The organism is Bacillus sp. AFS077874, assembly GCF_002566505.1.
GTDB lineage: Bacteria > Bacillota > Bacilli > Bacillales > Bacillaceae_G > Gottfriedia.
In genome coordinates this window covers 34,826-61,481 of sequence record NZ_NUYF01000061.1, presented here as the reverse complement: position 1 = coordinate 61,481, position 26,656 = coordinate 34,826, and the positions used below count along the sequence as shown (strand labels likewise).

The 26,656-nt window shown below is 33.0% G+C and carries 26 protein-coding genes and 2 riboswitches; of the genes, 11 read left to right on the top strand and 15 right to left on the bottom strand.

Annotated features, from left to right (window positions below; genetic code table 11):
* Positions 1-213 precede the first annotated feature (213 nt).
* The 4 genes from COJ46_RS24090 to COJ46_RS24075 form a co-directional block, all read right to left on the bottom strand.
* The gene (locus COJ46_RS24090) at positions 214-1,020 is read right to left on the bottom strand and encodes an ABC transporter permease (protein ID WP_286133697.1); all 807 of its coding nucleotides are present in this window, start codon (positions 1,018-1,020) and stop codon (positions 214-216) included.
* Positions 1,013-1,777 (bottom strand): ABC transporter ATP-binding protein, encoded by a 765-nt coding sequence (locus tag COJ46_RS24085; RefSeq protein WP_097979331.1) that lies wholly within the window; start codon positions 1,775-1,777, stop codon positions 1,013-1,015. Before COJ46_RS24085 ends, COJ46_RS24090 begins: the two co-directional genes overlap by 8 nt.
* A 12-nt stretch (positions 1,778-1,789) precedes the next feature.
* A complete protein-coding gene (locus COJ46_RS24080; RefSeq protein WP_420488342.1) occupies positions 1,790-2,782 on the bottom strand; it encodes an ABC transporter substrate-binding protein in 993 nt (330 codons plus the stop codon).
* A gap of 172 nt (positions 2,783-2,954) precedes the next feature.
* Positions 2,955-3,443: an RrF2 family transcriptional regulator gene (locus COJ46_RS24075; protein ID WP_097979308.1), complete on the bottom strand. Its 489-nt coding sequence runs from the start codon at positions 3,441-3,443 to the stop codon at positions 2,955-2,957.
* Between the two features lie 237 nt (positions 3,444-3,680).
* On the opposite strand from COJ46_RS24075, the gene COJ46_RS24070 reads away from it, so the two are divergent.
* Positions 3,681-4,124 carry a carboxymuconolactone decarboxylase family protein gene (locus COJ46_RS24070; protein ID WP_097979307.1) on the top strand — a complete coding sequence of 148 codons (444 nt, stop codon included), beginning with the start codon at positions 3,681-3,683 and terminating at the stop codon, positions 4,122-4,124.
* A gap of 70 nt (positions 4,125-4,194) precedes the next feature.
* Here the strand turns inward: COJ46_RS24070 and COJ46_RS24065 are convergent, their stop codons facing one another.
* Both COJ46_RS24065 and pckA read right to left on the bottom strand, forming a co-directional pair.
* Positions 4,195-4,722 (bottom strand): hypothetical protein, encoded by a 528-nt coding sequence (locus COJ46_RS24065; protein ID WP_097979306.1) that lies wholly within the window; start codon positions 4,720-4,722, stop codon positions 4,195-4,197.
* A 198-nt stretch (positions 4,723-4,920) separates the two neighbouring features.
* On the bottom strand, positions 4,921-6,507 hold the full coding sequence (gene pckA, locus COJ46_RS24060) for a phosphoenolpyruvate carboxykinase (ATP) (RefSeq protein ID WP_097979305.1): 1,587 nt from the start codon (positions 6,505-6,507) through the stop codon (positions 4,921-4,923).
* A 312-nt stretch (positions 6,508-6,819) separates the two neighbouring features.
* A riboswitch (SAM riboswitch) is annotated at positions 6,820-6,933 on the top strand.
* Between the two features lie 210 nt (positions 6,934-7,143).
* Here pckA and metK point away from each other — a divergent pair.
* A complete protein-coding gene (gene metK / locus COJ46_RS24055; RefSeq protein WP_056473295.1) occupies positions 7,144-8,340 on the top strand; it encodes a methionine adenosyltransferase in 1,197 nt (398 codons plus the stop codon).
* A 149-nt stretch (positions 8,341-8,489) separates the two neighbouring features.
* Positions 8,490-9,479 carry an NAD(P)-dependent alcohol dehydrogenase gene (locus COJ46_RS24050; protein ID WP_097979304.1) on the top strand — a complete coding sequence of 330 codons (990 nt, stop codon included), beginning with the start codon at positions 8,490-8,492 and terminating at the stop codon, positions 9,477-9,479.
* Between the two features lie 105 nt (positions 9,480-9,584).
* Here the strand turns inward: COJ46_RS24050 and COJ46_RS24745 are convergent, their stop codons facing one another.
* Positions 9,585-9,749 (bottom strand): hypothetical protein, encoded by a 165-nt coding sequence (locus tag COJ46_RS24745; protein ID WP_176522696.1) that lies wholly within the window; start codon positions 9,747-9,749, stop codon positions 9,585-9,587.
* A gap of 102 nt (positions 9,750-9,851) precedes the next feature.
* A complete protein-coding gene (locus COJ46_RS24045; RefSeq protein ID WP_098566421.1) occupies positions 9,852-10,826 on the bottom strand; it encodes a hypothetical protein in 975 nt (324 codons plus the stop codon).
* 160 nt (positions 10,827-10,986) lie between these two features.
* Here COJ46_RS24045 and COJ46_RS24040 point away from each other — a divergent pair, with 160 nt between their 5' ends.
* On the top strand, positions 10,987-11,442 hold the full coding sequence (locus COJ46_RS24040; RefSeq protein ID WP_098566420.1) for a MarR family winged helix-turn-helix transcriptional regulator: 456 nt from the start codon (positions 10,987-10,989) through the stop codon (positions 11,440-11,442).
* Positions 11,443-11,529: 87 nt separating this feature from the next.
* A riboswitch (purine riboswitch) is annotated at positions 11,530-11,629 on the top strand.
* A gap of 74 nt (positions 11,630-11,703) precedes the next feature.
* The gene (locus COJ46_RS24035; protein ID WP_097979301.1) at positions 11,704-13,011 is read left to right on the top strand and encodes an amidohydrolase family protein; all 1,308 of its coding nucleotides are present in this window, start codon (positions 11,704-11,706) and stop codon (positions 13,009-13,011) included.
* A 45-nt stretch (positions 13,012-13,056) separates the two neighbouring features.
* Here the strand turns inward: COJ46_RS24035 and COJ46_RS24030 are convergent, their stop codons facing one another.
* Positions 13,057-13,566, bottom strand: a complete 510-nt coding sequence (locus tag COJ46_RS24030) for a DinB family protein (RefSeq protein ID WP_286145543.1) — start codon at positions 13,564-13,566, stop codon at positions 13,057-13,059.
* Between the two features lie 121 nt (positions 13,567-13,687).
* On the opposite strand from COJ46_RS24030, the gene COJ46_RS24025 reads away from it, so the two are divergent.
* From COJ46_RS24025 to COJ46_RS24005, 5 genes are all read left to right on the top strand, one after another.
* Positions 13,688-14,722 (top strand): DUF2332 domain-containing protein, encoded by a 1,035-nt coding sequence (locus COJ46_RS24025; RefSeq protein ID WP_483295511.1) that lies wholly within the window; start codon positions 13,688-13,690, stop codon positions 14,720-14,722.
* Positions 14,723-14,759: 37 nt separating this feature from the next.
* Positions 14,760-15,182: a metallothiol transferase FosB gene (fosB, locus tag COJ46_RS24020; RefSeq protein ID WP_098566424.1), complete on the top strand. Its 423-nt coding sequence runs from the start codon at positions 14,760-14,762 to the stop codon at positions 15,180-15,182.
* Between the two features lie 601 nt (positions 15,183-15,783).
* Positions 15,784-16,068 (top strand): hypothetical protein, encoded by a 285-nt coding sequence (locus COJ46_RS24015; protein WP_098566417.1) that lies wholly within the window; start codon positions 15,784-15,786, stop codon positions 16,066-16,068.
* Between the two features lie 637 nt (positions 16,069-16,705).
* Positions 16,706-17,401: a pirin family protein gene (locus tag COJ46_RS24010; protein WP_098566416.1), complete on the top strand. Its 696-nt coding sequence runs from the start codon at positions 16,706-16,708 to the stop codon at positions 17,399-17,401.
* 38 nt (positions 17,402-17,439) lie between these two features.
* A complete protein-coding gene (locus tag COJ46_RS24005; protein ID WP_098566415.1) occupies positions 17,440-17,865 on the top strand; it encodes an OsmC family protein in 426 nt (141 codons plus the stop codon).
* 265 nt (positions 17,866-18,130) lie between these two features.
* Here COJ46_RS24005 and speE read toward each other — a convergent pair whose 3' ends face one another.
* The 5 genes from speE to COJ46_RS23975 all read right to left on the bottom strand — a co-directional run bounded on the left by speE (position 18,131) and on the right by COJ46_RS23975 (position 24,172).
* Positions 18,131-20,461: a polyamine aminopropyltransferase gene (gene speE / locus COJ46_RS24820; RefSeq protein WP_218008695.1), complete on the bottom strand. Its 2,331-nt coding sequence runs from the start codon at positions 20,459-20,461 to the stop codon at positions 18,131-18,133.
* Positions 20,458-21,294 carry an adenosylmethionine decarboxylase gene (gene speD / locus COJ46_RS23990; RefSeq protein ID WP_097979231.1) on the bottom strand — a complete coding sequence of 279 codons (837 nt, stop codon included), beginning with the start codon at positions 21,292-21,294 and terminating at the stop codon, positions 20,458-20,460. Before speD ends, speE begins: the two co-directional genes overlap by 4 nt.
* 211 nt (positions 21,295-21,505) lie before the next feature.
* On the bottom strand, positions 21,506-22,657 hold the full coding sequence (locus COJ46_RS23985) for a glycosyltransferase family 4 protein (RefSeq protein WP_098566414.1): 1,152 nt from the start codon (positions 22,655-22,657) through the stop codon (positions 21,506-21,508).
* Between the two features lie 12 nt (positions 22,658-22,669).
* Positions 22,670-23,203, bottom strand: coding sequence for a phosphatase PAP2 family protein (locus COJ46_RS23980; RefSeq protein WP_097979229.1), 534 nt, complete (start codon positions 23,201-23,203; stop codon positions 22,670-22,672).
* 441 nt (positions 23,204-23,644) lie between these two features.
* Positions 23,645-24,172, bottom strand: a complete 528-nt coding sequence (locus COJ46_RS23975; RefSeq protein WP_097979228.1) for a gamma carbonic anhydrase — start codon at positions 24,170-24,172, stop codon at positions 23,645-23,647.
* A gap of 161 nt (positions 24,173-24,333) precedes the next feature.
* Between COJ46_RS23975 and COJ46_RS23970 the strand changes: the two genes are divergently transcribed.
* On the top strand, positions 24,334-25,428 hold the full coding sequence (locus tag COJ46_RS23970; protein WP_097979227.1) for a tetraprenyl-beta-curcumene synthase family protein: 1,095 nt from the start codon (positions 24,334-24,336) through the stop codon (positions 25,426-25,428).
* A 52-nt stretch (positions 25,429-25,480) separates the two neighbouring features.
* On the opposite strand, the gene COJ46_RS23965 is transcribed toward COJ46_RS23970, so the two are convergent.
* Positions 25,481-26,632, bottom strand: a complete 1,152-nt coding sequence (locus COJ46_RS23965; protein ID WP_098566413.1) for a cation:proton antiporter — start codon at positions 26,630-26,632, stop codon at positions 25,481-25,483.
* Between the last annotated feature and the right edge of the window lie 24 nt (positions 26,633-26,656).

Sequence of the window (26,656 nt, the reverse complement as noted above, 5' to 3'; positions counted from 1 at the left end):
GCTCGACTCCTATGGGATAAGCGGAAAGGCTGAGACCCCACAGGCTTGCCGAGGAGGCGAAAGAATCTCGCCCCATGGAAAGCGAGCATCCTGTAATGGAAATCAACATTACTCTACTCCTTTTATGAAAATTTGATAATTAATTGAAAAGTTGTTTTTCAACAAAGAGAAAGCTCACTATAGTAAGTGAGCTTTAAGTCATATTAAACCAAATTATTTCTTTATTGTTTTTCTCTCAATATATTCAACAATAATATACATCAAAGCAGCACATACACTTATGATTAATACACTCATTAGAACAAGAGTGAAATTAAATACTTGGAAGCCATAAACGATTAAATAGCCAAGTCCGTTTTTTGAAACTAAGAACTCTCCGACAATCACTCCTACCCAAGCTAATCCGACATTTACTTTTAATGTTGAAATGACGGTAGGTATACTAGCAGGAAAAATAACATTTTTAAAGATTTGAGTTTTTGTAGCTCCAAAACTTTTAATGACTTTTACATAATTTTCATCTACCTGTAAGAAGGCTTGATAAATAACCAGCGCTGTTATGACAAAACTTATTATGATCCCCATGGCAATTATGGACGAATATGAGGGGCCGAATATTACAATGATGATTGGACCAAGCGCGACTTTTGGCATGGCATTAAAGACTACTAAAAATGGATCAAGTACCTTTGAGGCAAATGGATACCACCAAAGAATGATTGCTAGAATGATCCCGATAATTGTGCCTAAAATAAATCCAACGAGTGTTTCAGTGATTGTAGTCATAGCATCATGGTAAATGGAGCCATCTCCCAATTTTGCGATGAGTAAATCGTAAATCTTAGTAGGTGAACTAAACAATAATGGATCAATTAGTTTTCGATGACTTAAAAGCTCCCAAGCTATAAAAAAGATAATAATAATTAATAGTTGGAAGAAAAATATGAGTAGCTTTTTACGGCGATTTTTTTTGACGATACTAGTGTGATAGGATTTTAGTTCGTCATTTACTTTATCCACGTTTCTCCAACTCCTTCCAAATCGCAGAAACATAAGAAGAAAAGAGTGATTGGTGTCGTGTTTCAAAAGGAGAGCGAACACGTAATTCTTCTGGTAAATTGAAAATTTTTGATATTTTTGTAGGAGCATTTGTTAGCGTAATAACCCGATCACACATAGCTACCGCTTCTTCAATGTCATGTGTTACTAAGATAGCAGTAGTATTTAACTTCTTAAATAAGTTGAAAACTAATTCTTCAAGTTTTACTTTATTTTGATAGTCTAGAGCGGAAAATGGTTCATCTAATAATACAATCGAAGGGCTTGTTGAAAGAGTTCTCACTAAGGCAACGCGTTGTCTCATCCCACCTGATAATTCTCTTGGGTACGCATTTTCATAATCCTTTAATCCAACTTCATTTAACAATTCTAGCGTTCGATTTTTATTTTCTTCGGTATCCTTATCTAGAATCTGAAGACCTAGAAAAATATTTTCTTTAATTGTTTTCCAAGGGAATAAATAGTCATGCTGAAGCATGTAACCAATTTCTCCCGATTTTATATCATAAGGCTTCCCTTTAAACTTCACTGAACCATCATATGGTGTAAGCAATGAGGAAATAATCGATAAAAGTGTGCTTTTTCCACAGCCACTTGGGCCTAATACAGATACAAATTCACCTTTTTCAACTTCAAACGTTAAGCCATCCAATATTTTAATTGCCTTTTCCTTCGATAAAAATACATGAGAAATATCATTAACTGTTAGATAACTCATTTTGTTAACCAACTACTTCTCCGTAGATTTTTCGGCAAATTTTGTATCAACTAAAACTGAGTGTGGAACTTCTTTTGGTAATACACCAGAGTTCTTCATAATCTTTTGAAGATTATTCCACTCATCTTCTTCTAATATTGGATTTGTTGAATAAGAATTTTGAGACTTATAACGATCAATAACTTTTATTGAAATGTCTAAAGGCGTATCTTTAAAGAATGGTGAAACACTTTTTGCAATCTCTTCTGCAGAATGAGTATCAACCCATTGTTCAGCTTCATAAATTGCATCTGTAAACTTTTGAGCTGTATTCGCATTCTTCTTCAAATAACTTTCTTTTGCTATAAAAGCAGTGTAAGGAACTTTTCCAGACTCCAAGCCGAATGAAGCAACGATTTTACCTCTGCCTTCTTTTTCCATAATACTTGCTGTAGGTTCAAACAATTGAACATACTCTCCAGTACCTGAAGCATATGCATTCGCGATATTTGCGAAGTCAATATTCTGAATAAGGTTCAAATCTTTATGTGGATCGATCCCATGTTTACTCAGGACGTATTCGCCAACCATTTGTGGCATTCCACCTTTTCTTTGACCTAAAAATGTTTTGTCTCTTAGTTGATCCCAATTAAATGGTACAGTTTGATTTCTAGCTACTAGAAATGTTCCATCAGTTTGAGTCAATTGGGCAAAGCTTTTTACTGGGTCATTTGCACCTTGAGCGTATACATATATAGTTGTTTCTGGCCCAACTAATCCTATATCTGCACCGTTTGACAATACAGCAGTCATCGTTTTATCTCCACCAGCAGTAGTTGTTATTTCAACATCCAATCCATGCTTTTTGAAGATTCCTTCACTAATGGCCACATACTGAGGTGCATAAAATAATGAATGCGTCACTTCTGCAACTCTAACCTTTGTGGTACCATCTTTAGGTTTATCTTTCGAACATGCACCTAAAATAGAAGCAACTAATAAAAACAAAATAACGAGCCATTTGATTTTCATTTAATCCCTCCTAATCGAAACTATACAATTAGCCTATGCAATAGGAGAAAATGGGTGAATGCGGAGTAAAATGTGCTAAAATCGCTCGGTTACATATGAGTTATCTGATGTGCTTGAACAAAGAAAAACCTCTCTTACTTCCTTTTTTAGGAAATTAGAGAGGTTTTTATCTATTCTTTGAAAAATATTTTCGAGTATCTTCACGTATTTCGTTGGGCAAAACACTTTCTAATTCTTTGTTTAACCATGACAGAGTTTTACTACGTAAATACTCATGCATTTTTTCTTCGGCAGAGAGCATGACTAAATTGATCGTGCAGGTGGCACTTGGAGTACAACCTTTTTCTCTAATAAGATAGCCGTTATCTTTAATATTTTTACATTGAAATATTGGCTTAGAACCTTCAATTGCTTCAATTACATCCCAAAAAGAAATTTCTTCTGGGGATTTAGCTAGTTTAAAACCACCTTTAACTCCTGGAACTGAACTGACAATACCAGCTTTAGAAAGCTTACTAAAAATCTTTGAAAGATATGTATCTGAAACACCTTGAAAGAAGGATAGGTCCTTTATTCCAATCGGAGAATCTTCAGGAGTGTCAATTAAATAAACAAGGCAATGAAGTGCATACTCAACTCCAACGCTATACTGCATTAAAACACCTTCTTCATAAATGAGATTATTTTTAATTAATCTTAGAAATGTTTTATTTCTTTGTCAAACATTTACTTTTAGGAGCAATTCAAAGTTAAAAGTAGTTTGACATAATGAAATAAACGATTTAATATAGATAATATAAATCGGCGATTGAACTTATCGCTAATTTATTTTTTCCAAAAACTACAATTAATTCAATTATTTTTAGAATTAACTTTTTTAGGGGGAATTAAAATGGAAAAACAAATTAATTATTCAAAATTAGCACCAGCAGCACTTAAAATAATGATGGAAATGGAAAAGTTTATTAAAGCAACTGATATAGACCATAAACTTCGTGAACTTATCAAAATTCGCGCTTCACAAATAAATGGTTGTGCATTTTGCCTTGACATGCATACTTCTGAAGCGAGAGAAATAGGAGAAACGGAACAACGTTTATACTGTATTAGTGCATGGAGTGATTGCGATTTTTACACAGATGCAGAAAAAGCAGCTTTAGAGTTAACAGAGCATATTACACAAATTTCGAATAAAGGTGTTTCTGAAGAACTATATAATCGTGTAAGTAAACACTTTAGCGAAGAAGAATACGTAAACCTTGTATTCATAATCAATCAAATTAACAGTTGGAATCGTATTTCTATTTCTATGGGGAATAGACCTGCTGAAAAATAAGATCCTAATTATATTTGATAAAAAATAAAAAATGAGCCAATCTTCGGCTCATTTTTTTAATGTAATTTTTTCAATTCTTATTAAAATTTTGTACCTTTATAACATCGCTTTTTATTAATTTATTTTTATTAGAATATATTTTTATAGTGTAGAAATCATTATTATTTTTAATAGTATTTTTTTGATCTATTGTCATATTTGAAGTAGCAATAGAACTATTGAGATCAAAAACGGCTCTACTATTTATGATTTCATATACTTCATTATTATTTATTTCTTCAATATTGACACCAAATATTGATTGGACTTTTTTAGGTAGTTCTATTTCTATTCGACCATTTTTTATATGGTTTTTAAAACGTTCTGGTACTGATACGACCAAATAATATTCAACTCCATAAAGTAATTGATTGTCGGAATTTGTTATTTCAAAATATCTTTTGGATAAAGATTCAATATTCGGCTCACTTTCTTTAGATGTTTGTGAATCATGCTTATCTAATTTTTGAGACGAGGTACCAGTATTAATTAAAAAATAGGTAGTTAATAAAATTGCAGTAAATGAAAAAATCAGAGTTAATAACTTTATTGATCTCATTAAAATCCTCCATTTAATTCGATAAAATAACTGGTGAGTATTAATGATATTCAGTCAAATTCAATATTATATTAATCTTATTCTTCAAATGTAAAAAATTTCCTTTTAATGAGTAATCTGGTTGTTAAATAAAAAAAGGCTGCCAAAAAGTCATAAATTCCGACTTATTGGACAGCCCTTACATTTTACTTTATTAGATTATTTTAAAGGTCCACCAAGTTCAGCTAATTTAGCATCAAAGCCTTCAAATTTTTTGAAGTTTTCTTTAAATTTAGTTACTAATTCAAGAGCTTTTTGATCATAAGCTGATTTGTCTTCCCAAGTAGTTGAAGGAACTAATACGCTATCAGGTACACCAGGTACATGAGTTGGAATTGCTAAACCGAAAAACTCATCTTGTGTAGTCTCAATATTGTTTAAATCACCTTCAAGTGCAGCGTGAACCATTGCTCTTGTGTAAGAAAGATTCATACGTTTACCAACGCCATATTCTCCACCAGTCCAACCAGTGTTTACTAAGAATACATTTACATTATGTTTTTCAATTTTTTCACCAAGCATTTTTGCATATTCTACAGCTGGAAGCGGTAAGAATGGTGATCCGAAACATGTTGAGAATGTTACTTGTGGAGAAGTAACGCCACGCTCAGTACCTGCTAATTTACTAGTAAATCCACTTAAGAAGTGGTACATAGCTTGCTCTTTTGTTAGTTTACTGATTGGAGGTAATACTCCAAATGCATCAGCTGTTAAAAAGATAATTGCATGCGGATGACCAGCAACACTTGGCTCAATGATATTTTGAATTGCTTGCATTGGGTATGCAGCACGAGTATTTTCTGTTAAAGTTGTATCATCATAGTCAGCTAAACGGCTATCAGATTTAACAACAACATTTTCTAACACTGTACCAAATTTAATTGCAGAGAAAATTTGTGGCTCTTTTTCAAATGTTAAATTGATACATTTAGCGTAGCAACCGCCTTCAATATTGAATACACCATTATCTGACCAGCCGTGCTCATCATCACCGATTAACTTACGGTCTGCATCTGCAGATAATGTAGTTTTACCAGTTCCTGAAAGTCCAAAGAATAATGCTACATCGCCTTCGCTACCTACGTTAGCAGAACAGTGCATTGGTAAAACATTATTTTGTGGTAATAGGAAATTCATGATTGAGAAAATAGATTTTTTCATTTCTCCAGCATATTCCGTTCCACCAATTAAGATAATTTTCTTTTCAAATGATACAATAACAAATGCCTCTGAATTTGTTCCATCAACTACTGGGTCTGCTTTAAATGTTGGAGCAGAAACAATTGTAAATTCTGCTTCATGAGTTTGAAGCTCTTGCTCAGTTGGGCGAATAAATAATTGATGAGCAAATAAGTTGTGCCATGCAAATTCGTTAATTACTTGGATAGGTAAACGATACTCCGTGTCAGCACCAGCAAATCCTTTAAATAAGAATAATTCGTTACGATCTTTTAAGTAGTTAAGTACTTTGCTATATAATTTTTCGAATACGTCAGCAGAGATTGGTTGATTTACTGAACCCCAATCGATTAAATTTTCAACAGATGCCTCTTGAACAATAAATTTATCTTTAGGTGAACGTCCAGTATATTTGCCTGTTGAAACGCTTACTGCTCCTGTTGACGTTAAAATTCCTTCTTGTCTTGTTAGGACTTTTTCAACTAACTCCGAAACGCTTAGTTGGTTATACACTTGATTACTAGTAAGTAATTCGTTTAATTCAAAGTTTACATCAACTGTCTTCATATACTAATACCATCCTTTAAATATAATTTGTCTGCCATGTAGGTATCTCGATAAATAGTATAACACATTTATTTTAATAGTGTATACTATTAGTTGGCAAAATGTGTTATGAATTTGATTAAAAAATAAATTTGAGTAAAATTTACTTATTAAATGAAGTAGGTTATTTAAATGTAAGTATAATAATTAGTAATTTCCCATTAAATAGAAATGAATGTAGAGATAAAGTTATTGTAGAATTATGTTTAAGTTATGATGAAAATTGTTGACAAGAAAGTGAAATTTTAATATGATACTTTTCATACGGATACTCTCTTATCCCGAGTAGGTGGAGGGATACAGGCCCTACGAAGCCCAGCAACCTCACTTTTAGTGAAAGGTGCTGAACCTGATGCAAGACTTTTTTTATGTCTTGGACGATAAGAGCGAAAGGCAAATAACCAAGAACCCTTTCCTCATGTAATATTTGATAAGAGGAAGGCTTTTTTTTTGCTCAAAACTTAAATACAGTGGCAATTTCGTAATTTACACTGAGTTATCTTTATCTTAAATGGGAAACATAGGAATAGGAACAAACTTTTTATTCTTATGTTGAGAAAAAAGAGATCCGTCACATTCAATTTAGGAGGGGACTCAATGTCACAACGTCGTTTATTTACTTCAGAATCAGTTACAGAAGGACATCCAGATAAAATCTGTGACCAAATCTCAGATTCAATTCTTGATGCAATTTTAGCAAATGATCCGAATGCTCGTGTAGCAGCGGAAACTTCAGTTACAACAGGTTTAGTACTTGTTGCAGGTGAAATTACAACTTCTACTTATGTAGATATCCCAAAAATCGTTCGCGAAACAATCCGTGAAATCGGTTATGACCGTGCAAAATACGGATTTGATGCAGATACATGTGCAGTTTTAACTTCTATCGATGAGCAATCAGCAGATATCGCTCTAGGTGTAGACCAAGCGTTAGAAGCTCGTGAAGGTAGCATGACAGATGAAGAAATTGAAGCAATCGGTGCAGGAGACCAAGGTTTAATGTTCGGTTTTGCTGTAAATGAAACACCTGAATTAATGCCACTTCCAATTTCATTATCTCACAAAATTGCTCGCCGTTTAACTGAAGTTAGAAAAAATGAAACAGTTTCTTACTTACGTCCAGACGGTAAAACTCAAGTAACAGTTGAGTATGATGAAAACAACAAACCAGTTCGTATAGATGCAATTGTTGTATCAACACAACATGGTCCAGAAGCTACTCAAGCTCAAATTGAAAATGATATTAAAGAACTTGTAATTAAACCAGTTGTACCAGCTGAGTTAATTGATGAAAACACAAAATTCTTTATCAACCCAACAGGTCGTTTCGTAATCGGTGGACCTCAAGGGGATGCTGGTTTAACAGGTCGTAAAATTATTGTTGATACTTACGGTGGATATGCTCGTCACGGTGGTGGCGCATTCTCTGGTAAAGATGCAACTAAAGTTGACCGTTCTGCTGCTTACGCTGCACGTTACGTTGCGAAAAACATCGTAGCTGCTGGCTTAGCTGATAAAGCTGAAGTTCAATTAGCATATGCAATTGGTGTAGCTAAACCAGTTTCAATCGCTATTGATACTTTTGGTACAGGTAAAGTTTCTGAAGAAAAATTAGTTGAAGTAATTCGCAACAACTTCGACCTACGTCCAGCTGGAATTATTAAAATGCTTGACCTACGTCGTCCAATTTACAAACAAACTGCTGCTTATGGTCACTTTGGCCGTACAGATATCGATCTTCCTTGGGAGCGTACTGATAAAGCAGAAGTTTTAAAAACTGAAGCAGGTCTATAATAAATGATTAAGGCTGAATATGGCATATGCTATATTCAGTCTTTTTTGTTTAGTTAGATTCACACTGTTTTATTCTACATATAGGTATACTTAAAAATCATTTTTCATAGGTTTAAATGACTCAATTAAAGTTTGTAATGGAGGAACCTATGAAAGCGATTATATGTACAAAATATGGTCCACCAGAAGTTCTTCAAACAACAGAAGTTGAAAAACCAAAAATAAAAGATGATGAGGTATTAATTAAAATACACGCAACAACTGTAACCGCAGGAGATGTAAAACTTCGAAGCTCCGATTTTCCTTTTATGTATTGGCTACCTTCACGACTTATGTTTGGCCTCACTAAGCCGAAAAATCAAATACCAGGTTGTGAGCTTGCAGGAGAAATTGTCACAGTTGGCAAAAACGTAAGAAATTTTAAAACAGGTGATCAAGTTTTTGGATATAGTGGATTTACTTTTGGAGCTAATGCTGAATATATCTCTTTACATGAAGAAGGTGTTCTAGCTAAAAAACCAATAAATATGTCCTTTGAGCAAGCTGCAGCTGTACCTGTTGGGGCGCTTACTGCATTACACTTTCTAAGGAGAAGTATTATTCAAAATGGACAAAAAGTACTTATTTATGGTGCTTCAGGAAGTGTTGGAACATATGCAATTCAGTTAGCTAAATATTTTGGTACCGAAGTTACCGCATTATGTAGTACATCAAATTTAGAATTGGTAAGGGCTTTAGGCGCAAATGAAGTAATTGATTATACAAATGAAGATTTTGCTAAGAGTAAGAAAACTTATGACATTATTTTTGATACGGTAGGTAAAAGCTCCTTTCCTAATTGTAAAAGATTGCTTAACAAGGACGGGGTCTATTTATTAAGTGCAGTATGGAAGCTTTCAGTTTATTTTCAAGCTATATGGAGTAATATAATTAGTAATAAAAAAACCATTCTTGGTGTAGCGAATATGAACTATGAAGATTTAAACTATATAAAAGCACTTATTGAAGCGGATAAATTAAAAGCTGTTATTGATCGACAGTACCCGCTTGAACAAATTGTTGAAGCACATCGATACGTAGAAAAAGGGCATAAGAAGGGGAATGTCGTTATAAACATTCGAGGGGTTTCAGACTGTTGACAAACGCTCGCTTTCTTCGGTGCTTATTACTTGCGTCTCGAAATACAAGCTAACTTTTTATGTACATAAAGAAATCCCTCAAAATAACCTTTTGAGGGATTTCTTTTATAGATTTTCATTTTGCTGTCTGATTTCTTCTCCAGCTAACATTATATTAGCTGTTTCAATTTTACGGTGCTCATCCACAGAATGGCCTGGATCGAGATTATTAAGGTCTGCTTGTATTTTCATTTGCTCTTCATTTCTGATGGGGTTATTTTTTTTGCTCAATTTTATTACCTCCATATATATAGTAGAAAGTAAGTGAAACTCTCGTTGTTTTAGTCTTAACGAATTGACTAACTTCATTCAAATTTTTAGAAGTAATTGATTTTACTCGCTTAATTCATTTATTAATTTTTTAAAGGTGAGATAAGCAGGCTTAATCGTATAATCATCCTTCATAATACCAAATTGATGAAATAGGTCGTCTTTTGAACTATCAGCATCCCTTAAACCAAAAAATTCATAATGAGTAATATTTAATTCCTGACGCAGTGAATAGACTGTTCGAATAATTACCTCAAGTACGATTGATTGTTGCTCATATGACCTTTCGATTTGTATAAATGGATTTTTGCCGGTAGGCCATCCATTCTCTGTAATGTGGATTGGAAGAGTTGACGGGAAACCATTACGATCCAATATTTCTCGAAATTTACGTAGTATGTTTTCTACTGAAACAGCAACTTCCTCAATTTTTAATGGTTCCTCAAATACATCAACATAAAAATTATGACCTACATAATCAATTGATTGAATGAATTCGTCCCCACCAATTTTTATTAAATTTTCCCAAAAATGTGGAACTGTCTTTTCTCCCTCAGGAACTGAGCCAAATCCAACTTTAATAGGTAAATTGCTTTTTTCAATTTCTACTTTTACAGTTAGAACGCCTTGTACAAGCGCTTCTAATACATATGGTTTGGAGCCATCCATAAATGATAAATTAGGTTCATTCGTGATTTGAATTGAATCAAGGAAGGTGCCATACTCTTTAATTACTTTACGAACAAAATCTAACCAATAATCTAGAGATAGACTTGGATCCATGAGGCAGCCAATTGTTAAATCACCTAATAAACCTGCTTTTTTATATCGATTTAGAGCGTTAAATACTTTTTCTTCTGTTTCTGGTCCCATATAGACTGCATACATTCTTGGTAAAAGCTGATTAGTATTGCCTTTTAGCTCTTTAAGTGCAGTAGCTATTTTTTCATAATGATCATCAGGACCAGTAGCTAATCCTATAGGTGTACCAGCTACGCTAAGAGGATAGATACCAAAAGTTAATCCAGTTGAATTCATCTACACCACTCCTTTAGTTAAATGGTAAATAATTATTTACTTATTAATTTGGCTTAATTTATTGAGTTATGATATTATCGAATTATATCTCGGACAAATAATAAACTTTTATTTACTATATGTCAATTTAGAAATTTTTCCTAGAAAGGTTTGTAATAAAATGAATTCAAATCCAAATCAAATCGCAGAGAAGTTTATCCAACTACTTCCTTTAGTTTTTAATAAGTTTAACAAGCAAAGCTCTAAAAATACTTTAAAGAATAAGCAATCCGAGCTAACTCATTTGCAAAGTCATATACTAGAAGAATTGTTTCAAACAGTAGATGGAATTTCAATTACAGAGCTAGCTCAAAATATAAGCATTTCTAAACAGCAAATGACGCCATTAATTATGAAATTAGAAGAAAAAGAATATGTTTTTAAAATTCAAGATCCGAATGATAAACGAAGTGTAAAAATTATCCTTACTGAAAAAGGTAAAAAAGTTGTCACAAAACGATGGGAAGATTTTTATCATATTTTTTGTGAACGGATCGGTCAGCTTGATGAGGAAGACTTGCTTGATTTAGACTACTCAATGCATAAGATTATAAGAATACTTGGGAAATTAGAATAGAGTGTATATTGAAAGGAGGAATCCCGATTAGTTTTTGTTAAATTATAGAAATCCTTGAACATTACTTACTAATCGTATATTATGTTTTAATATAACAACATACAAAAATGTATAACCTCATTGATATGGTATGAGGGTCTCTACCAGGAACCGTAAAATCCTGATTACGAAAAAGAATGTAATTTTATTTACATCCTTCTTCGTAATCAGGATTTTTTTTATTTTCACACAATTATGAAAGTGACTAGGGAGGAAAAAATAATGAAAACAGTCTATATAAATGCAACATTTTTTACAATGGATCAAGAAAATAAAATCTTTGAAAACGGTATGATGATCGTTCAAGATCAATTCATTACTTATGTCGGAAATCATTCTGAAGAGTTAAAAAAGGATGCGGATCAAGTAATTAATCTTCAAGGGAAATGGGTAATGCCAGGACTTGTAAATACACATTCTCATATTCTTATGACGCTTTTACGTGGTATTGGAGATGACATGCTGCTAAAGCCTTGGTTAGAAACTAAAATATGGCCAATCGAAAGACAATATACAACGGAAATTGCTTCTGTAAGTGCACAGCTTGGTATTTTAGAAATGGTTAAATCGGGAACTACAGCATTCTCAGATATGTTTAACCCTAATGGAATCGATCCAAACAGTGTCATGGAGACAATTGGTGAAACTGGCATTAGAGGAGCATTTTCATATTCAATATTTAGCTTTGGAACAGAAGAAGAGCAAAGATTGAATCTTAAAGGTGCTGAGCAATTTTCAAAAGACTACAAAAGGTTTGCTGATGGCCGTCTAACAACGATGGTTGCACCTCATAGCCCATATGCATGTACACCAGAAGCTCTAATTGAAAGTGCACGTATCGCAAAAGAAAATGATTTAATGATGCACATTCATGTATCTGAAACAGATTATGAAATTCAAGATATTGAAACTCGTTATTCAAACCGACCTGTGGAACATCTTCGTCAATTAGGTGTATTTAATCAGCCGACAGTAATGGCTCACGGTGTAGTGCTAAATGATGAAGAAAGAGCGATCCTAAAGGAATATGATGTACGAGTTGCTCATAATCCAATTAGTAATTTAAAGTTAGGTTCTGGGGTTGCTGATGTGGTTGGTTTATTAGACGCTGGAGTAAAAGTAGGTATAGCTACGGATAGCACAGCATCTAATAACAATCTTGACATGTTTGAAGAAGTGAGAATAGCTGCACTGCTACAAAAAGGAATGTATAAAGATGCTACGAAATTCTCAGCACAAACTGCATTAACCTTGGCTACTCGAGGTGGCGCAGAAGCTATAGGAATGGGACATACTGGCTCACTTGAAGCCAATAAAAAGGCAGACTTTATTACAATTTATCCATTTGATAAAGAACATTTACAACCATTAAGTAATGCCTATTCACACTTACTATACGCTGCACGTGGTAGCGATGTATGTGATGTATTCATTGATGGGAAAGCAATCGTAAAAGACCGTATTAGCTTAACAATTGATGAAGAAAAAGTAATCGCAGAAGTAAATCGATTACAGAGTAGATTTGTTTAATCTTACAAAGAAGAGCAGGAAAAGGATTTTCCTGCTCTTTCTATTTTAAAAATATCGTTCATTAATGATTTTTAAATGATGTAACTCATGGCCTGCAATAATATAAGCAATAGCACGAGGTGTCGTCGGGTGATTTAGAACATTTCCCTCGTTTTCTAATGTTTCATTAGATAAGTTTTCTAGCATAGATAAAGTCGACTGACGAACAGTTTGATATTCATAAATAATTTTCTCTAGCTCAAGCCGATTAAAATTTGCATTTTCATTATAGGCATTCTCATCAAACGATGGCAATGGGTTACGGTCTCCTCTTGCAATTGCCAAAAGACGATAGCACATTATTCTTTCAGTATCGACTAAATGTCCTAGAACTTCCTTAATACTCCATTTCCCTTCCGCATATCGATATTCGGATGTTTCTTTAGAGATTGCTTTAAAAAAACTGATTGATTCATCTAACTGCTTCCTCAAAATAGTTTGCAAGTCCCCTTCAGGAACTAGTCCAATATAACCTTTAAAGTGTGGGTTATATTCGTTTGAATTTGGTCTAGACATCATTATTAATCACCTCAAAGTTTTAAGATTAAAGATCAACAAAGCATAGTACAATAAGGAAATTATATATTATGGTAAAATTATGTAAATAGAAGTTTGAAAAATAAAAATATTAAGGATGATTAATTTGAATTTTCAGCTGAAGGAACGTTTTAAGCAATTTGCAAAAAATGAATGTGAAAATTCTAGTGGATTATATGAATATTTATCCTTAAAAATTGCAGAGGACGAAGAGATACTTGATTTGTGTTCTTTTGCGGAAGGTGGTCAGCCTATTCCTAATTTATTATTAGGTTCAATTCATTATTTATTAATGAATGGTAATCATCATCCGTTGAAGGATTACTATCCAAGTCTTGTAGAAGGACCGAAAAAAATAGAAGATTCTTATCCATATTTTCAGGATTTTAGTAAAAAATTTAGAAACGAAATTATTCAGCTTCTTCAAACGAAAATTGTTCAAACAAATGAAGTTAGACGTTGTGCTTATCTTTATCCTTGCTTCTCTTACATTTATCAAAAGGTTAATAAACCAATCTCGTTAATAGAAATCGGAACTAGTGCTGGACTTCAATTATTATGGGATCAATATAAGTATTCTTATAGCTCAAGCGAAACGATTTATGGGAATATCAAATCGAATGTTCTGATCGATTCAAAGGTAAAAGTAAAAGGCCAAACTATCCTCCCATTATTAGACGAAGTGCCTCCAGTTGTTGATCGATATGGAATAGATTTACACATAAATGATTTATCAAGCGAAGAAGACTTTTTGTGGTTAAAAGCTTTAATTTGGCCGGAGCATTTTGAACGAAGAGAATTATTTGAAAAAGCCGTTATAAGTAGGAAGGAAAATGAAATCAATTTAATTGAAGCAGACGCTATTAAAATCCTTCCAGAAGTAGTTAACGAATTATCAAATGATTCAATTCTATGTATTTTTCATACACATGTTGCAAATCAAATTCCAGTTGATGGAAAACAAAGTTTATTAAAAACTATCGAAGTTATTAGTGAAAATAGAGATGTGTTTCATCTTTATAACAATATTTGGGATCGAATGCTACATCTTGACTATTATATTGATGGGGTAAAGCATGAAGAAGTTATTGGTGAAACAGAAGGTCATGGGAAATGGTTTGAATGGAGGATTTAGAAAAACATTAATAAATCGCAATGAAATGAGGGAGAAAATGGAGATAAAAGGGATCAATCATTTGTTGTTTTCGGTATCTAATCTTGATTTAGCGATCGACTTCTATAGAAATGTATTTGATGCAACTCTTTTAGTGAAAGGTAAAACAACAGCCTATTTTGATTTGAATGGAATGTGGCTGGCATTAAATGAAGAGAAAGCTATTCCTAGAAATGAAATTCATCATTCATATACCCATTTGGCTTTTACAATAGACGAAGACTCTTTTGAAAAAATGTATGAAAAATTAGTTCAACTTAAGGTGAATATATTGAATGGTCGTGACAGAGATAAACGAGATAAAAATTCAATTTATTTTACGGATCCAGATGGACATAAGTTCGAATTTCATACTGGTACCATGCGAGATCGGATTGAAAATTATAAGCAAACAAAGCCACATATGGATTTTTATATTTAGTTGTTGAATACCAAAATTCATTAAGTAAAACAACAAAAGCTTATACGGATATGAAATCGATGGTTATTAACATGAAGTCAGATGATTCCGAAAATTTTATCATACCTTCCAGTACTAATAAATAACAGTTGGTTTGTCTCCGTTCCATGCTTCGATGTCACTGGTGGAATCTTTCCGCCCACGCTGTTCTCTTCAACAAACCAACCTTCTCAAACATAAAAAAACTCCTTTAAATAAAAAGAGTTTTTCATAATTATTGTTTCTTTTTTTTGAAAAATATATTAATCGCTAAATCAATAGTTAAAAAAAACATACCGATAATTAGTGAATATTTAAAAATACTAACTGTTGATATTTTAGTAACATACACTCCGTATAAAAGTAAAAAAAAGAAACCAATTATTGAAAAAATTTTATGATTTTTTAGCAAAACTATATCTCCTTAAAATTATTTGGTCCTCAATATGTAGATATTACAGCAATCGTTGCAGGAGGACATTATGTTCAAGGAAAAACAATAAAAACTTCTTTTTATACATACCCAGAAACCAAAACTTCAGAACATACTCTAACTAAAAAAGAAGCTTTAGCTGATCACTTTATGATTATATCTGGTATAGGACTAATAAAATTTGTAGGTAAAAAAAGCCCCTATAAATTAGCTCTTGATTTAGCTGCTTATGTAGCAGGAGTAACATATACCTTAAAAGGTCTTAATGTTGTATCAGGATATCCTACTCCCAGCGCTGGCCAATATATTAGAACTACAACTCCATATAGCTCAAATGACATGAAATTAGATATCAAAATGTGGTCGAGTAAAGAATCATATAAAAAAGGTGTAAAACCTTCTTATAAATATTCTCAAACACATCCATGGAAATAAAAAAATTTTAAAATTTAAGTTAAATAAAAAGATGAGATTCTTTCCTCTTCTTTATATTTAACTTCCATTCTAACTACCAAATTTCCAGTTTTTGTTACTATTTTACATAAATTATATTTTAGCAAGGAGTTGATTGTTTGTGAAGCAAGCTAACACTTTAAACTATAAGATTACAACAGGTAATCAGCTAACCCCTCCTAAATTGAAATATTATAGAAAGGGAATTCATCACGTTTTTTGTTCAAAATCTTCAATCTCACATTGTAGCAAACTAACTCACCGTCTAAATATAACAATCATCTAAGTCAATTTCATCAAGATCTGTGATCCTACCTTGTTAAATCCGTACCATGACGTGAACTACAACTTATGTCTTCCATTTTTCCGTTATAGAATTAATCGAACACTGTTACATTTAGCTCAAATAAATGATCACTCATTTAATGGGTTCCCATAGAAAACTTTCTACGAAAAAATATCTTGAATTGAAGATATTTTTTGATACAATATAGTTAAGAGTTCGGTAAGGTGATTTAGAAACTATCATATTAAACAGATGGATTAATTCGATATCTAGGTAGGTAATTCTTTAATAAATATCTCGAATTAAAGATAAAAATAAAAGGAGCGATAAACTATGTTCGAAAAAATCAATAGTAAACAATTAGGTCACGCTGATCACGGTTGGTTAAAAACAATTCATCATTTTTCATTTGCAAATTATTATGATCCAAGTAATATGAACTTTGGTGTATTAAGAGTATTAAATGATGATTTAATTAAAGCGCACAGAGGATTCGGTACTCATCCACATAGTGATATGGAAATCATAACATATGTCATTAATGGGAATTTAACTCACGCTGATAGTATGGGGAATAAACATGAAATTGGACGTGGTGATATTCAGTACATGAGTGCAGGAACGGGTGTGTATCACAGTGAACACAATATGGGCAGGGATTTATTAAGATTAATTCAATTATGGATTATTCCTGACAAGGCAGGTCATACTCCAAATTACGGAGACTTAATATCAGATTGGGAAGAGAGAGAAGGAAAATGGTATCATATGGTATCTCCTGTTGAAGGAAGTGCCCCAATTAAAATTCACCAAGATGCAAATATTTACTCGCTTGCATTAAATGAAAATGAAGAAATTACTTTTGAAATGAAAAAGGATCGCCAAGCGTATTTAGTCTTATTAGAAGGAAATGCCATCGTGAATGGAGAACTAATGGGAGCTAGTGATGCTGCAAAAGTAATTGAAGAAGATATTAAAATAAAATCAAAAGATTTTTCACATTATTTAGTAGTAGAAATGAAAAAATAATAGATGAAATGATCTAATTATTGGAGGGGAAATAGGTAATGAAAACAAGTATTAAATGGGATGGCAAGTTAGCCTTTTCAGGAATTGCACCATCTGGCCATGAGATAAAAATGGATACTTCCGAGTCTTTAGGTGGAGACAATAGTGCACCTACACCAGTTGAACTATTAATTAATGCAGTCGCAGGATGTACAGCGATTGATATCGTATTAATCCTAGAAAAAATGAGATTAAAGTTAACTTCATTCGAAATTGAAGTAAATGGTGAGCGAGCTGAGGAGCATCCTAAGCGTTTTACTGACATTCACTTGCATTATATATTAGGTGGAGAATTAGATACAGAAAAAGTTCGAAAAGCGATCAAATTATCAAAGGATAAATATTGCTCAGTAGCTCATTCTTTAAACGCTAACATTACAGCAAGTTTCACTTTAAATGGAACGAAGGATGATGAAGTACTATAATAAAATGTAGCTGTTCCTAAAGTAATTTGGGGCAGCTTTTTTTATTGCAATTTAAAAAACCAGCAGTTTGCTGGTTTTAGTTTGTAGACAAAGTACATTAAATTTGATTTTCANNACTGATTGCAAGCGCTTGTCTTTCTAGGCACGAAGTCTGGTGAGGAGCGGATTTACCTTAGACGGTAATGAGCACCGCAGATAGGCGAAGTAACGAAGAAAGCGAGCGTTTGTCAACAGTCTGAAACCAGCAGTTTGCTGGTTTCTTTACTTACTCTTCATTATCTAATTGTTTCTTTACATAAGTAGGAAGCATAAAGCACCCAACATGTAGATCTGTATTATAATATTTTGTTTCAATCCCTAGCTTATTCCATTCATCAGCTTTAATGTCTTTAATTGGATCGTATTTTTTTGAAGCAAATCCGAATAACCAATGTCCAGATGGATAAGTTGGCATATGGAATTGATAGACTTTTGAAATCGGAAATGTTTCTTTAATTTTGGAATGTGCACGTTTCATTTCGTGCGCGTAACTAGCGTAATATGGACTTTCATGCTGGTTAATTAGTATACCTTCTTCACTTAATACCCGTTTGCAATTGTTATAGAAAGCAACTGTAAAAAGCCCCTCACCAGGTCCAATAGGATCAGTTGAATCTACCAAAATCAGATCGTAATAACCTTCATCAGCTTCTTGTACGAACTTTAGGCCATCTTCGAAATATAAGGTTAATCTTTTATCTTGATCTAATTTTGAAGCAGTTAAAGGTAAGTATTGTTGGCATAGCCTTACTACTCGCTCATCAATTTCTACCATATCAACAACTTCCACACCTGGGTATCGTAGTACTTCACGAGCGGTACCACCGTCGCCACCACCGATAATTAGTACTTTTTTAATGTTTGGATTCACGGCCATTGATACATGCGTAATCATATCATGGTAGATAAATTCATCCTTTTCAGTCACCATCATATACCCATCTAGAGTAAAGAATGTTCCAAATGTTTCACTTCTAAAGAAATCGATTTGTTGAAATTCACTTTTTTCAGAATGAATATGTTCTTGAACCTTTATGGAGAACTTCGTATCCTCTTGGTGATTCTCTGTATACCATAAATCCATTAAATTTTCCTCCAAACTTCGATCGACGACCTTTATTATATAAGGATCATCATCATCGTTGATTGTGATCGTTCCTTCTGATTTTAAATAAAGATAATGCTGAATCAATTCGGTTGAAATTAGTTCACCAGGTATACAAAGAGGGATACCAGGAGGGTAAATCATGATTGATTCACCACTAATTAATCCACTAGCATCATGAATTGAAATAATACGTTTAGGATGATAGTAGGCTTCTCTAGGAGTCATGACCATTTTAGGATTTTTTAATGCAACGCTTATATCTGTTTCAAGTTTCGGAAGTTTACCGTAATATCGGTCACTAATATCTCTTAATGCATCAATTAAGGTTCGAATGGTGTCTTCATTATCACCTAGCGAGATAATTGCTAAAATGACATTAGGTTCGGCAAGTTCGATTTGAATTTTATATTCCTCTGCAAGCATGTCATATACTTTAAAACCAGACATTCCTAAATCTGAAACTTTCACAACGAGTTTTAACTCATCGTAATCGAATACCCCAACTCCATTTCGATATGAATCTTGTGTAATACATTTTAATCCTTTTATGGAGTTAATTTCTTCTTTAGCTTTTCTTGTTAAATTGAGTAATTTTTCAAAACGCTCTTGACCTTCTAAAACTAATTTCTTTCTTGCAACATCGATTGAACACATAAGTAAATAGGAAGCAGATGTTGTTTGAAATAAATTTATTGTAGATCGAACCCTATTTTTTGTAATGATCCCATCATTATGTAGTAGAACTGATGCTTGTGTTAAAGCACCACCAGTTTTATGCAAACTAAGGGTAACAAGGTCAGCACCAAGAAGGGCAGCATTAGTTGGTAAATCAGGGTGAAACGAAAAGTGAGCACCATGTGCTTGGTCTACTAAAACAGGAATCCCTCTGGAATGACCGATGTCGATAATTTGATTTAAATCTGAAGTTGCTCCAAAATAGGTAGGATTTATAATCAGGATGGCTTTAACATCAGAATTTAAATCTAGAGCATGAAGAACAGATTTTACTGAAACGCCATTTACAATTCCATACTCATAATCGATTTCTGGTTCAATAAATACTGGTTTAGCACCTGCTAAGATTAATGCATTTATTGCGGATTTGTGTACATTCCTTGGTAGGAGAATTTTATCTCCATGTTCAAGGGCGCTCATAATCATATATTGAACTCCAGAAGTCGAACCATTTACTAACATATAAGCGTTATCTGAATGAAAGGCATCTGCTAATAAAGTTTCGGCTTCTTGGATTACACCTGTTGGATGCGATAAGTTATCAACACGCTTTGAAGAATTGACATCCATTTTAAGAGCCATATCACTCCAAAGCTCTCTTAATTCCTCCAGTGAATTACCTCTTTTATGCCCGGGTACATCAAAGCTTGTTATATCTTCCTTAGCATAACGGACTAATTCAGTTAAAAGCGGTGTTTTACTGTGATCCATCATCCATCAATATCCTCCACATCAGGACCATTCCATAAATTTTTACCGTAAAAAATTTCATCCATCTCATACTTCACTTTTTCTTCTATTTGTGAGATTTCATCCTCGTCTAATTTTTCTTTTGTGTAGCCAAAAAGATAATTATCTAAATTAAATTGTTTCAACTTACATTTCGTGTGGAAAATATTTTCTTGGAACACATTCACATCAATCATTTGATACATGTCCTTTATTTTTTGAGGAATGTAATTTTGGATTGAGTTTATATCGTGATCAATAAATAATTTATAACCGCTAACATCACGAGTAAATCCTCGAACACGATAATCAATAGTCATAATATCGGCATCAAATTGGTGTATTAAATAGTTTAAAGCTTTTAAAGGAGAAATTTCTCCACAAGTAGATACATCAATATCTGCTCTGAACGTACTAATTCCATCATCCGGATGATATTCTGGGTAGGTATGAACAGTAATATGACTTTTATCTAAAGCTGCTACTACTAACTCCGGTAATGGGCCAGGTGATTCGGAAAAAGTTTCAGATGAAGGATTATCAACCGGACCTTCTGAAACGAGAATCGTAACACTTGCTCCTTGAGGATCATAATCTTGTTTTGCAACATTTAAAATGTGGGCTCCGATTATATGCGTAACTTCAGTTAAAATTTTTGTTAAACGGTCAGCGTTATATTGTTCATCGATGTACTGAATATATGCTTCACGTTCTTCTTTCGTTTTGGTAAAGCAAATATCATACATATTGAAACTTAAAGATTTCGTTAAATTATTGAATCCATAAAGTTGAAAATTATTTGACGATGAAATATTCATCTATTGTCCTCCTAATTTTACAAAGTAAAAAAGTACGTACGAAAAGTAAAAGCGACTGTATAATAGTCGCTAGTGTAACTACTCAATATATATTGTTTGTTTTTGAATTATTCATTATTCACATAAGTTGATGATTGAGGAGTTACTGATCAATCATGTTTTTTTATTGTTTTATTTAAAATATTCAGAAAATAAAAAGCCTGAAAAATTACTAAGCTTTCTTAGATATGAGGATTGGTGGTTGTGGTGTGAAAATTAGTTCAAATTCCAGTACTAATTTATTAAAGATACTATTCCAATCCTGTGTTAATGCATAATCTCTTGCTTTTTTTGACATATGCTTTAACATCTCGTTTCCATGTAAGCAATCCTCAATTGCTTGGCAAAATGAAGAGGTATTTTGTGGCTCACAAAGGACGCCAGTTGAATAATCTCTAATTATATTTTTAACTCCACCTGCATTTGCACCAATCACTGGTGTTCCACACGCCATTGCTTCGAGTACTACATTTCCAAATGTTTCAGTATCAGAAGGAAAGACCATTAAATCTGACACTCCGTATATCTCAACTAAGTCCTTTTTTTGAAGGTAGCCTGTATAAATAATTTGATCCGTACCAGTTTTCTTAATCATTTCTTCTTTTTTTGGACCATCTCCAACGATTATCCAAGTTAAATTTTTGTTAAAACGCTGTTTAGTGTAGTTTATTATTTTCGATAAGGTTTCTAAATCCTTTTCAGGTGCAATTCTTCCGACAAAACAAACCGTATATTTAGAAGTAATATTATATTTTTGTTTAATTTCATTATGATTCAAAGTTGGACGAAAGATCGAACAGTCAACGCCATGGGTCCAAATAGAGAGATTGTTAAAACCTTTTGTCTCTAAATGATTGAATGTATCCTTCGAAGGAACAAATATTTTTTGAGTAGGTCTATGAAACCAATCTAAATACTTCCATAAAATATTTTCTAAGAATGTTAAGTTATAGTACTGAAGATAATGATCAAAATTTGTATGGTATGAAGCAACTAAAGGAATTTTCATTTTTTTAGCAATATGGAGCCCACTTAATCCAATCGTAAATGGCGTTGCGATATGAATAATATCCGGATTAAATTCTTTAAGCGTCTTTTTCATTTTAGAAAGGTTTGGAAATGAAATTTTACATTCAGGATAAATTTTAAATGGTACAGATTTTAATCTTGTTACATCTTGCGTTGATGATAAACCGTAGTCCTCAGGAGCAAACACATGGTATGAATGGCCATGATCTTTTAAGTAATTTGTAAATCGATTTAAAGTTTTGGCAACACCATTCACTTGAGGAATATAGGTGTCTGTAAAAATAGCGACTCTCATAACTTCTCCTCCTCACAAATGATAGATAAAAAACTGTGAAATAAATGTAGTAAATATACCAAGTAATATTCCGAAAAACACATCTGATGGATAATGTAAGCCAAGATAAATTCGAGAGAAAGAGACGCACAAAACTAAAGGAAGTAAAATAAATGACGTAAATGGTATATAAATCATTATAGGAAGTGCAACAGAAATAATTGCCGTTGTATGACCAGAAGGGAAGGAATGATCTTTTAAAGGATTTTTTAGCACAAACGTACCTTCTAGTTTAAGATAAGGTCTTTTACGTGGATAAAAACGTTTAAGAAAATGAACAGGAATATGGCTAAGAGAAAGGGTACAACAACATAAGATTGATGCTTCATGCAATTCACCTTTGGAATAAAGTAATAAAATTAATGCTGATGCAATTGTAAAAGTAGCTCCGCCAAGATGTGTAATATTACGAAAGAAAAAATTCAAGTAACGCTTCTGGAACAATGAATTAACGCGATAAAACAGTTGACATTCATATGTGTGTATCTTTTGAAGAATAGCGCTCATTTTTCATCCTCCATTATGCTGATCTTTTTAACTTCATTATAAAAAGGGTTTATGGATTTAAATAGAAGCTTTTGTAAATGAATAATTTAGATATGTAAATTTTTATTAAACGGATTGGAGCGGGGATGAATAAGGTATGCTGGGATCGTCAAATCTGTCTGAGAATGCAAATAAAATCGGGATAATAGAAATAAACGTGAAAGTGCAAATAAAAAGGCTAAAACAGCAAATAAATCCTTGAAGGTGCAAATAAAAAAGCTGAAACTACAAATAAAACTATCAAACCTACAATTAAAAAAGTCAAAACAGCAAATAAAACCCGTAAAAACTGCAAATAGGACCACAAATCATAAATAACCTAGGCCAATACAAAAGTAACAAAAAGAGAAGGCTTAAATCCAGTCCTTCTCTTTTGCACTTTTATGTAAATAAATCCTCAAATTATTTTACCTGATTTTCTTCTTCTACCTTTTTATAGAATTGTCCTTTTTCAATATATTCTCTACGAATTCGATCCATATCAATGATGTCTTCCTCTGTTAATTCACGTACTACTTTAGCAGGTCTACCAAATGCTAATGTGTTAGGAGGTATTACTTTTCCTCCTGGAACTAAGCTACCTGCACCAATCATTGCACCTTCACCGATTTCGGCACCGTCTAAAACGATTGAACCCATCCCAACTAATGCATTCTTTTTAACTGTACAACTATGTAAAATAACACTATGTCCAATTGTTACGCCATCTTCTAAAATTAGAGGGCATTTTGGACTTTGGTGAAGAACAGATAAATCTTGAACATTTACATCATTTCCAATGATTGTATCATTAACGTCGCCACGGATTACTGCACCAAAAAATACACTACTATTTGCTCCAATTGTGACAGAACCGGTAACAGTTGCAGTTGAAGCGATAAAAGCTGATGGTTCGATTTTGGGTTGCTTCCCTTTGTATGGTAATATCATACTATACCGTTGCCAAGCATATAAAAAAAATACGATGATTGTTTAGTTGAAATTGTCTAAACAACAAGGCAACTTAGTTCACCTCCATAATATTTACTTCAATATGAGTATAACTTATTTTACCAATATGTAATTAATGAAAAATAGGGAGGAGTGAAAAAATGTCACTACCTAAAAATCCGATCCAATTAATGCCGAAAGTTTATAAAGCTGTTTTTCCTTTAGTGCATCAGGAATTGAACTATTGGAGAAATTTTGCAACGACAATCCCAGATCCAGAACTTAGAAAACAAGCATTAATGAGTATTGATACAAAAACATTCCATTGTGAAGGTGGTGCAATTTTAGCATTACTTTCTGAAAAGAATTTAAAACCAGTAATAGAATTTATCGTTGCATATCAAACAATTAGTGATTACTTAGATAATTTATGCGATCGTAGTACCTCGCTTGATCCAGTTGATTTTGAAGCACTACATGAGTCAATGATTGATGCTGTAAAATGCCAAAAATCAGATCAAATGTATTATCGCTTCCGAGAAGAACAAGACGATGGTGGATATTTACGCGCACTAGTTTCAAAGTGTCAAAGTAGTTTAAATCAATCGAAGCATTATGAGGGAATTAAAGAGTACTTAGTTCAACTTGCTGATTATTATTGTAAGTTACAAATACATAAGCATGTAAAAAAAGAAGAGCGAGTGCCTAGATTAACAAATTGGTTTGAAAAATATCAACCAGAACTTTCTGACTTAGAATGGTATGAATTCTCTGCGTGCGCAGGTTCAACACTTGGAATTTTTTGTTTAGTTTCTTATTCATTTAACGAAATGATTTCTGAAAAATTATTTGAACAAGTCTATAAGAGTTATTTCCCTTATGTACAAGGACTTCATATACTACTAGATTATGTAATTGATCAAAAGGAAGACGAAGAAGGCGGAGATTTAAATTTCTGCAGTTATTACCCGTCTAAAGATGTCATGTTAAATAGGATTGAGTATTTTTCAACTAAAAGTGATCAAGCCTTAAAAGATTTAAAAGACTATCGTTTTCATCGAATGATATGCCAGGGATTATTAGGCATTTATTTGGCTGATAAAAAAATGTCAGGACCAGATGAGATGAAAAGAATTAGAAGAGGAATTGTTAAAAACGGTGGCTTAACATCATTCTTTTTCTATGGCAATGCAAAGTTATATTTTAAATTAAAAGAGTTAAAGTCGAGTAATAGAAGAGTCAGGGAATCAGTTTAAAAAAGAATAGGCAGGTAAACACGAAAAAGGATAGNNCTATCCTTTTTCGTGTTTACACATTTACATTAAAAACTTCACTTTTTTCTGTAAAAAATAACTTCATAAGTGGTGGAGTTACAATAGTTGTGATTAGTACCACAATAACAAGGATCGCAAACATTTCCTTACTTAAAAGATTATTTGCTAAACCTGTTGATGCCATAATCAATGCAACTTCTCCACGAGATACCATTGCTGAACCAATTCCGAGTGAATTTTTAGTTGGAAATCCAGCCAGTTTTGATCCTAATGCTCCACCAATTAGCTTCGTTAAGATGGCGATAATACTTATGATAATAATAGTCGGAATCGAATGACTTAACCCAGTGAATTGAACTGATACTCCTATTAAAGTGAAAAACACAGGTACAAAAACAGAGTAAGCAATCGTTTCGACCTTTTCAAAAACCTCTTGTTTAAACTTAGTAACGGATATCGAAATTCCTGCGATATAAGCGCCGATTATTGCAGCAATACCTGTTTGGTCTGCAAAGGCTGAGAATAAGAAGCAAACGATTAGAGCAGCAGAGATTAATGTTTCTGAAACGTTTAGTTTTATAAACTTTTTTAGGAACCAAGGGACAATCTTCCAACCGATTAATATGGCAAATGTAAAAAATATAAACTTTTTAAATAATAGAATTGGTAAACTAACGGCGCTACCACTGAAACTCATAACAAATGCTAATGCTATGATGACAACAATATCATCAATTACGGCAGCTCCTAAAATTGTTGCTCCATCTTTTGTTTTAAGTTTACCCATTTCTTTTAATGTAGCCACCGAAATACTTACACTAGTTGCAGAAAGAATCAGTCCTAAAAAAATGGCCTCAAATTGACTTAAGTTTATGGAGATTCCATAAAGATAACCTGAGAATAATGGGAATAGTATTCCGAGTACCCCTACATAAGAAGAAGCTTTCCCAGTTCGTTTAAATTCATTAAGATCAGTTTCTAAACCTGCAATAAACATAAGTAAAATGACACCAATTTCGCTCATTTCATGTAATGTTTCTGTTTCAGTAATGATTCCAAGAACAGCCGGCCCTAGTATAATTCCTATTAATAGCTTTCCTAAAACTGCAGGCTGACCAAGCTTTGTACTTAAATCCCCAAAAACTTTAGAGGCAATCAATATAATTGCAAGTTGCACATAAAGCATAAATTCATCTCCCGTCTGAACGCA